Source organism: Kitasatospora indigofera, from assembly GCF_014655955.1.
Lineage (GTDB): Bacteria > Actinomycetota > Actinomycetes > Streptomycetales > Streptomycetaceae > Kitasatospora > Kitasatospora indigofera.
This window is the reverse complement of sequence record NZ_BNBO01000043.1, coordinates 60,655-72,267: the sequence shown is the minus strand read 5'-3', so window position 1 is coordinate 72,267 and position 11,613 is coordinate 60,655. Positions and strand designations below refer to the sequence as shown.

The following is an 11,613-nucleotide window of genomic DNA, read 5'->3' as shown; positions in this document are numbered from 1 at the left end:
CACCCGGCTCACCGGCACCGAAGGATCCGCCGCCACCGCCGCCAGCAACCGCCCCCACCGCTCCACGACCGACACCACCGTCGACCGGTCGAACAGGTCGACCGCGTACTCGACCGAGCCGGTGATGCCGGCGGGCGCGCCGTCCGGGCCGAAGGTCTCCTCCATGCCGATGTTCAGGTCGAACTTGGCGACCCGCATGCCGATCGGTTCGGGCGTGGCCTCCAGGCCGGGCAGGCCGAGCCGGGCCGGTTCGTTGTTCTGCAGGACCAGCAGCACCTGGAAGAGCGGGTGCCTGGCCAGCGAGCGGGCCGGGTTCAGCTCCTCCACCAGCCGCTCGAACGGCACGTCCTGGTGGGCGTGCGCGTCCAGCTGGGTCTCCCGGACCCGGGCCAGCAGTTCGGTGAAGTCCGGGTCCCCGGAGGTGTCCGTGCGCAGCACCAGCGTGTTGACGAAGAACCCCACCAGGTCGTCCAGCGCCTCGTCCGGCCGGCCGGCGACGCCGGAGCCGATCGGCACGTCGGTGCCGGCGCCGAGCCGGGACAGCAGGGCGGCCAACCCGGCCTGCAGCACCATGAAGAGGGTCGCCCGGTGGGTCCGGGCCAGCTCCAGCAGGGCCGCGTGCAGGCCGGCGTCGAGCCGGAACTCCAGTCCGTCGGCGGCGCCGCTGGACACGGCCGGCCGCGGCCGGTCGGCGGGCAGGTCGAGCTCCTCCGGCAGGCCGGCCAGAGCCTCGCGCCAGTGCGCCAGTTGGCGGGCCAGCAGGCTCTCCGGGTCGCTCTCCTCGCCGAGCAGCTCGCGCTGCCAGAGCGCGTAGTCCGCGTACTGCACCGGCAGCGGCTCCCAACCGGGTCGCCCGCCCGCCTGCCGCGCGGTGTAGGCCGTGGCGAGGTCCCGCAGGAAGGGGCCGAGCGACCAGCCGTCGCCGGCGATGTGGTGCAGCACCACCAGCAGCACGTGCTCGCCCGGCGCCAGGGTGAACACCGTTACCCGGATGGGCAGTTCGGCCGCCAGGTCGAAGGTGGTGGCCGCTGCCGCGTCCCGCCGTGCCGGGTAGTCGGCCGGGCCGCAGTCGACCACCTCGAACCCGAACTCCGCCTCGTCGGCGGGGAGGACCTGCTGCACGGGGACGCCGTCGACGACCGGGAACACCGTCCGCAGCGTCTCGTGCCGCTCCACGACGTCCGCCACCGCCGCGCGGAGGGCGGGGACGTCCAGCTCGCCGCGCAGCCGTACGGCGAACGGCAGGTTGTACAGCGGGCTGCGGCCTTCGATCTGGTCGATCAGCCACAGCCGCTGCTGCGCAAACGAAACCGGTATCACGGATCTTCCTTCGTCTCGGATCGCGTCTGGGGGCATGGCGGTGCGCGCCGATCCAGGTCGGCGGTGCGGGGATGGCGGTGCGGGGTGACCGTGCGGGGTGACGGCGCGGGGATGGCGGCGCGGCAGCGCGGGTGGCGGTGCGGGCCGGTGGTGGAACTGCTGGTGGCGGCGGGGGCGGCGGGCCCCGGCCCGCCCGCGCGCACCCGGGGTACGGACGGGCTGCGCGGGCGGGCTCAGGGGCATGGGGTCGGCCGGGCAGGACCGGACGGTCGGGGCCGGACGGGCAGCCACGCCCCGGCCCGGACGGGCGAACCAGGGGCCGGGTGCGGCGACTTCAGGGCCGCGGCTTCGCACGCCGGCTGCGGGCGCGGGCCGGGGCGCCGGCACGGGGCTCGGGCGCCGGACCTCAGACGCCGGCGGCCGGCCGCACGCTCGGGCGGCAGTCCAGGACGTCGAGCGGCTCGCCCATCGCGACCGCGATCTTGCGGTCCCCGCGGAACGGGTCGCGACCGTGCGCGGCGAGCACGTTGTCCACCAGCATCACGTCCCCGCGCTGCCAGGTCTCCCGGACGGTCGCGGCGGCGTACGCGGCGTTGAGCGCGGCCACGTCCTCCGCGGTGACCGGCTCGCCGTCGCCGAAGCCGGTGTTGAACGGCAGGCCGTCGGAGCCGAACTCCTCGGTCAGCGCCTCCCGGACGTCCTCCTCCAGCGACCACTCGTTCCAGAACGCGAGGTGGTTGAACCAGACCTCGTCGCCGGTCTCCGGGTGGCTGATGGTGCCGGACCGGAGCTGGCTGGTGCGCAGGTTGCCGTCCGGCAGCCACTCCCAGGAGATCAGGTTCTCCCGGCAGTAGGCCTCGACCTCCTCCCGGTCCTCCGTGCCGAAGGCCGTCCGCCAGCCCAGCGAGACGTAGTCGGAGTAGGTGCGGGTGAGCGTCCAGCCGGAGGACTTCATCCGGTCGACCAGGTGCGGCGGCAACTCCTTGAGCACCTGGCGGCAGTCGGCCACCGGGGTCGCGCCGCCCTCGGCGGGGGCGATCAGGCAGGCGAACAGCAGCAGCCCGGGGAAGGTGAGGGTGTAGCTGTTCTCGTTGTGCATCCGGATCGACTGCGCGGGGGGCAGGTCGGTCGAGGAGAAGACGCCGTCCCCGAAGTCGCTGCGCGGGGTGGCCTTCTCGCGGTAGGGGGTGCGGTTCGGCAGCAGGATGTCCCGGACGGTCGCGATGTCGGCGGTCCCGGCGACCGGCAGGCCGCGCAGGAACACCACGCCGTGCTCGTGCAGGGCGGTCCGCAGCTCGGGGGCGGCCGCGCGCAGCCACTCGCCCGCCTCGGCCATGCCCGCGAGGGCGGGCGCCCGGGTCAGGGCCGGCCGGCCGGGGTTGATCTCCCAGGTGAGCATGGCGTGTTCACTTCCCGCCGAGGGAGGCGACCAGGCTGGCCGGGCGGATGTCGGTCCAGTTGGCCTCGATGTAGGCCAGGGCGCCCTGGCGGGTGTCCTCCTCGTGCACGACGGTCCAGCCGGCGGGCACGTCGATCCAGACCGGCCAGAGCGAGTGCTGGTTCTCGTCGTTGGCCAGGACCAGGTAGCCGGCGCTGTCGTCCTCGAACGGGTTCGTCATGGTGGTGACCTCCTTGTTGGTGTTGCGAACCTATCGACGGCCGGGCCGCCCGAGCGGCAGTAGGCCAGGCAGGAGAGCGGCAGTTCGACTCCCGCCCCTGGGCCGTCCGTTCGGGTCGGGGCCGGTCAGCGGGCGATCAGCCGGGCGGGGAAGTGGTCGAGCCCGAAGTTGATCAGCGACCGGTTGTACTGCGGCGGCCCGATCGGCTCGATCACCGCGACCCGCTCCAGGGCGGCCGAGAAGAGGGCGCCGAGTTCGGCCTTGGCCAGCGGGGCGCCGATGCAGTAGTGGGCGCCGAGGCCGAGCGCCAGGTGCTTGTTGGGCGCGCGGTCGAGCAGGATCTCGTGCGGCCGCTCGAAGGCCGCCGGGTCGTGGTTGGCCGCCCAGGTCCAGACCACCACCCGGTCGCCCCGGCTGACCAGGTGTCCGCCGAGTTCGATGTCCCGGGTGGCGGTGCGCAGCGTGTGCAGGCCGACCGAGGTCCAGCGCAGCAGTTCGTCGATGGCGAGGTCCATCGCGGCCTCGCCGCTCTGCAACTGCCGCCACAGCTCCGGGTGCTGGGCCAGGGTGAGCAGGCCGATCGCCGCGGTGTGGCGGACGGTCTGGACGCCGCCGACGACGATGTTGTCCAGGTTGAGCACCACGTCCTCGACCGGCATCAGCCGGCCGCCGGGCCGGTAGGTGGCCATGGTGCTGATCAGGTCGTCGCCGGGGTCGGCGCGGCGCCGCATGACCTGGTGCAGCAGGTACGGGATGAGCTGCTGGTGGCCGGCCCGGCGCTCGTCGGCGGTGCGGCCGAGGAAGGCCGCGTCGCAGACCCGCACCACCATCTCGCGGTCCCCCTCGGGCACGTCGAGCAGGTCGCACATCACGGCGAGCGGGAGCGCCGACACGGCGTCCACCAGGTCGGTCTCGCCCTGGGCGACGGCCTTGTCCATGATCTCGCCGGCCAGTTCGGTGATGCTCCGGGCGGCGTTGCGGACCCCGCCGGGCGTGAAGAACGGGTTGGCCGGGGTGCGGAGTTGCCGGTGGCGGGGCGGGTCGGCCAGGGCCATCATCCGGCCGGCCCCGGCGGGCGTGCGGCCCTCGCCGGTGCCGAGCAGCGAGCCGCCCTCGGAGCTGTAGGCGCCCGCGTTCCGCAGCACCTCGGCGGCGAGGTCGTAGGAGAGCACGGACCAGACCGGGCCGTCCTCGGCGGTCTCGGTGCGCTGGACGGGGTCGTCGGCCCGCAGTTCGTCGATGACGGCGGGCAGTTCGGGGCGGGCCCAGAGCCCGGGGTCACTCAGATCGAGCGTGGTGCTGACCATTGCTGCTCCTTCTGGCGCCGGAGGTCCGGCTGGTCGGGGCGGTCCGTGCGGTCCAGGTCGTACAGGTGGTCCAGGTCGACCGGGCGGGCGGAGCCGACCGGGCGGACTGGCCCGCGCGGCTCCGCCGGCCGGGCCGGCCGGCTGGTGATCAGGGAGGTGAGCAGCTCGGCGGGGCCGCGCTGTTCGACGGTGGCCAGCAGGTGGCCACCGGGCACGACCGTGAGGCCGAAGGTCCCGCTGGTGTGCCGGGCCCAGTCGTCGAGCTGTCCGGCGCCGAGCATCGGGTCGGCGTCGCCGACCACGGTGTGCAGGTCGGACTCGATCGGTGGCGCCGGCCGGTACCGGTAGGTGTGCCTGACCTCCAGGTCGGTCCGGATGGCGTGCAACGCGATCTCCCGCAGCTCCGGGTCGGCCGAGACGAGGTCACCCATCCCGGCCAGCCGGAGCAGCTCCTCGGCGTCGCGGTGCTGCGGGCGGCCGTCGGTCCAGGCGCTCGGCGGCTGGGCGGAGGCGGTGACCAGGAGCCGCGGCCGCCGGCCAAGCGGCAGGGCGCGGGCCGTCTCGAAGGCCAGCAGCGCGCCGAGGCTCTGGCCGTAGAAGCCGAACGGTCCTTCCAGGTGCGGGCCGAGCTCCGCCACCACCGTCCGGACGAGCCGGTCGAAGGTGGCGGGCATCGGGTGCCGGCCGCGACCGCCGCGGGCGGGCATCCGCAGCGCCCAGACCTCGGCGAGCGGGGCCAGCGCGTGCGCCAGCGGGAGGTAGGCGGTGGCGTCGCCGCCGGCGTGCGGGAAGCAGAACAGCCGGAAGGGGCGGTGCTGCTGCGGTGCGGGGACGAGCAGCCAGTCGCCCTCGACCCGGGGGCGGCCGGGGGTCATCGGGTGCCGTCGCGGCGGGCGACCAGGGCCGGGCGGGGCGCCGCTCCGGCGAGGGTGGCGCGGCGGACGACCTCGGTGAAGGCGGCCAGGTCCTCGGCGTCCAGCAGGTGGCGCAGCTGCAGTTCGACGCCGAGCTTGCGGCGCAGCATGTGGACCACCCGCAGGGCGGCGAGGGAGTGGCCGCCGAGGTCGAGGAAGCTGTCCTCGGGGCGGACGCCGTCCAGGCCGAGGACGGTGCGCCAGACTCCGGCGACCTGCTCGCCGAGGCCGTCGGTGCCGGCAGCGGCGTCGGCGTCGGTACCGGCGGCGGGGGCGTCGGCGACCGGCGCGGTGGGTACCGGGAGCGCCGCGTGGTCGGTCTTGCCGTTGGGGGTGAGCGGGAAGGCCGGCAGCACGGTCACGGTGGCGGGGACGAGGTGCGCCGGCAACTGGCCGCGCAGGTGCTCCAGCAGCTCGCCGGGGGTGACCGGGGACGCCGCGGTGACGTAGCCGGCCAGGCGCTGGTCGCCGGGGGCGGCCTCGTACACCTTGACGGCGGACTCGGCGACGGCCGGGTGGCCGGCCAGCGCGTGTTCGATCTCGCCGAGTTCGATCCGGTAGCCGCGCAGCTTGACCTGCCGGTCGACCCGCCCGGCGTACTCCAGCACTCCCCCGGGGCCCCGGCGGGCCTGGTCGCCGGTGCGGTACATCCGCTCCCCGGGGGCGAAGGGGCTGGCGACGAAGCGCCCGGCGGTCAGGCCGGGGCGGCGGACGTAGCCGTGGGCGACGCCCGGGCCGGTGAGGTAGAGCTCGCCGGTGGCACCGGGAGCGACCGGACGGAGGTGCTCGTCCAGCAGGTGGGCCCCGACGCCGGGCAGCGGGGCGCCGATGTGCGGGCCCGGGCCGCTGATCGGGGCGGTGGTGGCGTCGACCGTGCACTCGGTGGGGCCGTACAGGTTGAGCGCGTCCAGGCCGGCCGCGTCGATCTCCTTCCAGGTCCGCGCGGGCACCGGCTCGCCGCCCATGAACAGCCGCGGGGTGCGGGCGCCGGCCAGCGGCTCGCGGAGCAGTTCCCAGTGCGAGGGGGTGAGGTCCAGGTCGGTGACGCCGTGCCGGGCGACGACGGCCGCGAGGCGCTCGGGGTCCAGGCGTTCGGCGTCGTCGAGCACCACCAGGGTGTCGCCGCGGCAGACCCGCGCCCACTGCTGGACGGAGGCGTCGAAGGAGACGCTGGCGTTCCAGCCGACCACGGCCGGCTCGGTACGGTAGGCGCCGCTCCGCTCCAGGCCGGCCAGCAGGGCGGCGACGTTGCCGCGGCCGGCCTCGACGCCCTTGGGGGTGCCGGTGGAGCCGGAGGTGTAGATCACGTACGCCGGGTCGAGCGGGGTGCCGGGCACCGGGCCGGCGGGCGTCCCGGCCGCGTCCGGGCGGACGGCGCGCACGCCGGGCGGCAGGGCGAGGGCGGTGGCGTCCGTGCTGATCAGCAGGGCGAGGGCGGCGTCCTCGGCCATCAGGGCGAGCCGCGGGGCCGGGTAGGCGGGGTCGAGCGGGACGTACGCGGCGCCGGCCCGCCAGACGGCGAGCAGGGCCACCACCAGCTCGGCCGTCCTCGGCAGGTGGACGCCGACCCGGTCGCCGCGGCCGACGCCGTGGGCGCGCAGGGCGCCGGCCAGGACGGCGGTGCGGCGGTCGAGTTCGGCGAAGCTGAGGCTGCTGCCGGAGGCCCGCACGGCGGTGCGTCCGGGCGTGGCGGCGACGGCCCGGAGGAAGCGGGCCACCGGGTCCTCCGGCGGGTCGAGCGGCGGGCGGCCGGTGGCGGCCGGAGCGGTGTCCAGGCCGGTGGCCGGGGCGGTGTCCAGGGTGTCGGTCATGGCGGGTGCCTCTCGTCTGGGTGGGGTGTGGCCGGGTACGGCCGGGCGGGCGCGGCGCCCGGGCGGTCCGGGTGCGCGCGGTGCCGGGCGCTCAGGCCCGGTCGGGCCCGTCGGCCACGGCGGCGGCCAGCTCGGCCAGGGCCGCCGTGTAGGCGTCGACGAACTCGGTGGCGGTCCGGTCGGACACCACCGAGCGCTGGTGGTCGACGGCCAGCAGGACGCGGTCGGACACCGGGTCCTGGATGAGCGAGGCGCCGAAGGCGAAGCTGTTGGGTTCGTGCCGCATGGTCGGCTCGCAGCCGATCCGGGCGTCCACGATCCGGGCGGAGCTGAGCGTGCCGAGGGCGTGGAAGCGCAGGTAGCCGAACTGGCTGTCGAGCCGGGTGTCGGCCATCAGCCGGGCCAGCCGGGCGAACGGCACCCGCCGGTGCGGCATCATCTCCAGCTCCTCCCGGTGCACGGCGCGCACCAGGGCCAGCGGGTCGCCGTCGACGGGCTCGCCGACCAGCGGGACGGTGTTCAGGAAGAGCCCCAGCACCTCGGTGCCGCCGCGCCGCTCCAGCCGCCCGTTCATCGCCAGGCCGGTGGTGACCCGGTCCCGTCCGGTGATCGCCCGCAGGGCCCGCAGGTGGGCGGCGAGCGCGACCGACTTCACCGGGACGCCGGCCGCGTCGGCGACCAGCCGCAGCTGGCCGGGCGCCGCCGGGAGCACCCGCTCCAAGGTCCTGGGCACCTCGTGCACCTCGCTGCTGCCGGGCCACAGTTCACCGCTGACGCCGGCCAGCTTGCCGCGCCAGTAGGCGAGCGAACCGGGGTCGGCGGCGGCCTCCCGCTCGACCGTGACGAAGTCCCGGAAGGCGGAGCGCGGGGCGGGCGCGGGCGGACTGGCCGGGTCGACCGCCAGCGCGGCGTGCCGCTCCAGGAGTTCGGTGAGCAGCGAGGTGAAGCTCCAGCCGTCCAGGATGGCGTGGTGCTCGGACAGCGTGAGCTGGAAGACCTCGTCGGCCAGGCGCTGCACGGTGATCCGCAGCAGCGGCGGTGCCATCAGGTCGAAGGGGGTGGAGCGGTGGTGTTCGAAGACGGCGCGGACGGCCTCGTCCTGGCCGTCGAGGCCGCGCAGGTCGGCGAACTCCACGGGTGCGGGCAGTTCGCCGTGCACCAGCTGGAGCGGCTCGCGGTAGCCGGAGATGTCGAGGCCCGTCCGCAACACCGGGTGCCGGTCCAGGACTTCGGCCACCGCCCGGCGGAAGGCGGTCTCGTCCAGGGCCGCCGAGATCCGGTAGCTGTTGACGTTGTGGTAGCTGTCGGTGCCGCCGGCGATCTCCATGTGGAAGACCATGCTGAGCTGCATGGAGACCATCGGGTAGGCGTCCGCGAGGCCGGGCGGCAGGTCGGCGCGGTCCTCGGGGTCGAGCAGGGCGAACGGCCGGCCGGCCTCGGCCGCGGTGCTCACCGGCCGGGCCAGGGGCAGCAGTTCGGCGACGGTGGGGGCACCGAAGACGTCCCGCAGGGAGACCGTCCAGCCCGCCTCGTGCAGGTGGCCGGCCAGTTGGACGGCGCGGATCGAGTCGCCGCCGAGGTGGAAGAAGTCGTCGTGGACGCCGACGCCGTCGACCCCCAGGACGCGGGACCAGGCCTCGGCGAAGGCCCGTTCGGCGGGGGTGCGCGGCGGTACGTGGCGGCCGCCGGCCGCGGCGGGGGCGCCCGGGGCGGGCAGGGCCGCCCGGTCGACCTTGCCGTTGACGGTCAGCGGCAGCGCGTCCAGGACGGTGACGCTCGCCGGGATCATGTAGTCCGGCAGGGTGCGGGCCAGGAACTCGCGGACGCGTTCGGGCGCCCGGCCGGTCAGGTAGGCGGCGAGGCGCTGGTCGTGGACGGTGACCACGCAGGCGTCGACGTCCGGGTGGGCGCTCAACGCGTGCTCGATCTCGCCGAGTTCGATCCGGAAGCCGCGCAGCTTCACCTGGAAGTCGGCGCGGCCGACGTACTCCAGGCCGCCGCCGGGCAGCCGCTTGGCGACGTCCCCGGTGCGGTACATCCGGGCGCCGGGCACGCCGGCGTACGGGTCGGCGACGAACCGGCCGGCGCTGAGGCCGGGGCGCTGCCAGTAGCCGTGGGCGAGGCTGCCGCCGCCGATGTACAGCTCGCCGGGGACGCCCTCCGGGCAGGGCCGCAGCCAGTCGTCCAGCACCAGCGCGTCGAGGTGCGGCATCGCCTCGCCGATCAGGCTCCGCTCGAACCCGCCGGCGGCGCCCGGCCCGGCGATGTCGAAGGTGGTGACGTGGACGGTGGTCTCGGTGATCCCGTAGAGGTTGCAGATCCGGGCGGGCGGCAGCGGGTCGAGGTCGAGCCAGCGCTGGACGACGGCGGGGTCCAGCGCCTCGCCGCCGAGCATGATCTGCTTCAACGCGGGCAGCGGCCTCGGGCGCCGGCGCAGGGCGGGTTCCAGCTGGCGCAGCGCGGACGGGGTGAGGCAGAGGTGGGAAACCCCCTCCTCGTCCAGCAGGTGGGCGAACTCCTCGGGCGAGCGGCTGGTCAGGTAGGGCACCACCACCAGCCGGGCGCCGTGGTGCAGGGCGCCCCAGATCTCCCAGACGGTCCAGTCGAAGGCGTAGCTGTGGAAGAGCGTCCAGACGTCCTGCGGGCCGAAGCCGAAGTGCTCGGCGCCGGCCGCCATCAGGCGGCTGACGTGCTCGTGGGCGATCGCGACGCCCTTGGGGCGCCCGGTGGAGCCGGAGGTGAAGATCACGTAGGCGGTGTCGCCGGGGCGGGCGCCGGCCCGGGGGCGGGTGGCGGGCATCGCGGCGGTCTCCGCGGCCCGGGCGGCGAGGTCGTGGCGCAGCCAGGGGCCGTCGGGCACCCGGTCGGGCAGGTCGGTGAGGACGAGGGTGACGCCGGTGTCGCCGAACACGGTGGCCGCGCGGCCGGCCGGTGCGGCCGGGTCGACGGGGACGTAGGCGGCGCCGGCCTTGAGGACGGCGAGGACGCTCACCACGATGTCGGCGGTGCGGTCGAGCAGCAGGCCGACCCGGTCGCCGTGGCGGACGCCGGCCGCGGCCAGCGCGTGGGCGAGGCGGTTGGCCCGCTCGTCCAGTTCGGTGTAGGTGAGCGCGCGGGCGCCGTCGGTGAGGGCGACCCGGTGGCCGTACCGGTCGGCGGCGTCCTCGAACAGCTGGTGCAGGCAACGGCCCTGCGGGATCCGGGCGGGCCGGCCGGCGCGGGCGGGGGTGCCGAGTTCCCGCAGCGGGCGGTCCTGGTGGTCGAGGGCGGCGGTCAGCAGGGTCTGCCAGTCGGCGGCCATCCGGCGGACGGTCGCGGGGTCGAACAGGTCGGTGCGGTACTCCGCCTCGCCGCGCAGCTCGCCGCTGTCGAAGACGGACCAGGTCAGGTCGAACTTGCTGGTGCCGTTGGAGCGGACGGCCCGCTCGGCGAGGGCCTCGCCGAAGCGCAGCGGGGCGGCGTCCTCGGCGTGGGCGCCGAACACCACCTGGACCAGCGGGGCGTGCTGGGCCGAGCGGTCCGGTGCCAGCCGGTCGACCAGCTGGTCGAAGGGGACGTCCAGGTAGGCGTAGCCCTCGAAGGCGACCTCCTGGACGTGCTCCAGCAGCTCGCGGAAGGTCATCGTCCGGGCGAGCCGGACCCGCAGCGGCAGCAGGTTGACGAAGTAGCCGACCAGGTTCTCCAGTTCGGGGCGGTTGCGGGTGGTGACGGGGGTGCCGATCACCATGTCCTCGGCGCCGGTCCAGCGGTGCAGCAGCAGCGCGAAGGCGGCCAGCATGACCATGAACGGGGTGACGCCCTCCTCCTCCGCCAGCTGCTTGACCCGGGCGGCGGTGCCCGGCTCCAGGGCGAACGGCTCGGTGGCGCCGTGGTGGCTCCGGTCGGCGGGGCGCGGGCGGTCGCCGGGGAGTTCCAGCAGGCCCGGCGCCCCGTCCAGCTGGAGCTTCCAGTGGGCCAGGTGCTCCTCGAAGGACTGCGCCTGCTCCTCGGCCGCGTAGTCGGCGTACTGGGCGGTGAGCACCGGCAGTTCCGCCTCGCGGCCGGCCACGGCGGCGCTGTAGAGCTCCGCCAGCTCCCGCTCGAAGACGTCGGCCGACCAGCCGTCCCAGACGATGTGGTGGACGACCACGGCCATGGTGGCGCGGCGCTCGCCGGTGCGGAGCACCGACACCCGCAGCAGCGGCCCCTGTTCGAGGTCGAAGGGCGCGGCGGCCTCGGCGGCGATCAGCTCCTCGGCGCGCCGGGCGGTCTCCCGCTCGTCGAGGGCCCGCAGGTCGGTCACCGTGAAGGGGACGGCCGGGCTGTGGTGGACGTGCTGGCGCGGGCCGTCCTCGTGCAGGGCGAAGGTGGTCCGCAGGGCCTCGTGCCGGGCCACCAGGGCGTCCAGGGCGCTCCGCAGCCGGTCCGGTTCGAGGGCGCCGGTGAACTCGAACACCCAGGGGATGTTGTAGGTGGCCGCTCCGGGGTTCCAGCGGTCGAGGAACCACAGGCCCCTCTGCAGCCCCGACACGGGGGCGACCCGGGCCGGCTCTTCGGTGGAGGTCACTGTCCTGCTTCCTTCCTTGCGCGGTCCCGGGCGGGGCACGGGCGGGTGGTGGGGCTGTGGCCGGGTCCGGCCTGCGCCTTGCGGTGGCGGCCGGCG

At 75.5% G+C, this 11,613-nt stretch carries 7 protein-coding genes; all 7 read right to left on the bottom strand.

Going from position 1 to position 11,613, the window contains the following annotated elements; all coding sequences use genetic code 11:
- Window positions 1–1,320: condensation domain-containing protein (locus IE329_RS28815; RefSeq protein ID WP_229927846.1), on the bottom strand; the 1,320-nt coding region annotated here is incomplete at its 3' end.
- 406 nt (window positions 1,321–1,726) lie between these two features.
- Complete coding sequence (locus IE329_RS28810) at window positions 1,727–2,719, bottom strand: TauD/TfdA family dioxygenase (RefSeq protein ID WP_190213917.1); 993 nt, start codon at window positions 2,717–2,719, stop codon at window positions 1,727–1,729.
- Window positions 2,720–2,726: 7 nt separating this feature from the next.
- Window positions 2,727–2,939, bottom strand: coding sequence for an MbtH family protein (locus IE329_RS28805; protein ID WP_190213916.1), 213 nt, complete (start codon window positions 2,937–2,939; stop codon window positions 2,727–2,729).
- Between the two features lie 125 nt (window positions 2,940–3,064).
- Window positions 3,065–4,246 (bottom strand): cytochrome P450, encoded by a 1,182-nt coding sequence (locus IE329_RS28800; RefSeq protein ID WP_190213915.1) that lies wholly within the window; start codon window positions 4,244–4,246, stop codon window positions 3,065–3,067.
- The gene (locus tag IE329_RS28795) at window positions 4,222–5,121 is read right to left on the bottom strand and encodes a thioesterase II family protein (RefSeq protein WP_229927845.1); all 900 of its coding nucleotides are present in this window, start codon (window positions 5,119–5,121) and stop codon (window positions 4,222–4,224) included. Before IE329_RS28795 ends, IE329_RS28800 begins: the two co-directional genes overlap by 25 nt.
- On the bottom strand, window positions 5,118–6,971 hold the full coding sequence (locus IE329_RS28790; RefSeq protein WP_190213914.1) for a non-ribosomal peptide synthetase: 1,854 nt from the start codon (window positions 6,969–6,971) through the stop codon (window positions 5,118–5,120). The genes IE329_RS28795 and IE329_RS28790 overlap by 4 nt, the downstream gene beginning before the upstream one ends.
- Window positions 6,972–7,062: 91 nt before the next feature.
- Window positions 7,063–11,517, bottom strand: coding sequence for a non-ribosomal peptide synthetase (locus tag IE329_RS28785; protein ID WP_229927844.1), 4,455 nt, complete (start codon window positions 11,515–11,517; stop codon window positions 7,063–7,065).
- Window positions 11,518–11,613 lie beyond the last annotated feature (96 nt).

What these genes read in the sequence shown, in the direction of transcription:
- IE329_RS28805 (WP_190213916.1), bottom strand. Translation starts at nt 2,939, where the DNA reads ATGACGAACCCGTTCGAGGACGACAGCGCCGGCTACCTGGTCCTGGCC.
- IE329_RS28800 (WP_190213915.1), bottom strand. Translation starts at nt 4,246, where the DNA reads ATGGTCAGCACCACGCTCGATCTGAGTGACCCCGGGCTCTGGGCCCGC.
- IE329_RS28790 (WP_190213914.1), bottom strand. Translation starts at nt 6,971, where the DNA reads ATGACCGACACCCTGGACACCGCCCCGGCCACCGGCCTGGACACCGCT.
- IE329_RS28795 (WP_229927845.1), bottom strand. Translation starts at nt 5,121, where the DNA reads ATGACCCCCGGCCGCCCCCGGGTCGAGGGCGACTGGCTGCTCGTCCCC.
- IE329_RS28810 (WP_190213917.1), bottom strand. Translation starts at nt 2,719, where the DNA reads ATGCTCACCTGGGAGATCAACCCCGGCCGGCCGGCCCTGACCCGGGCG.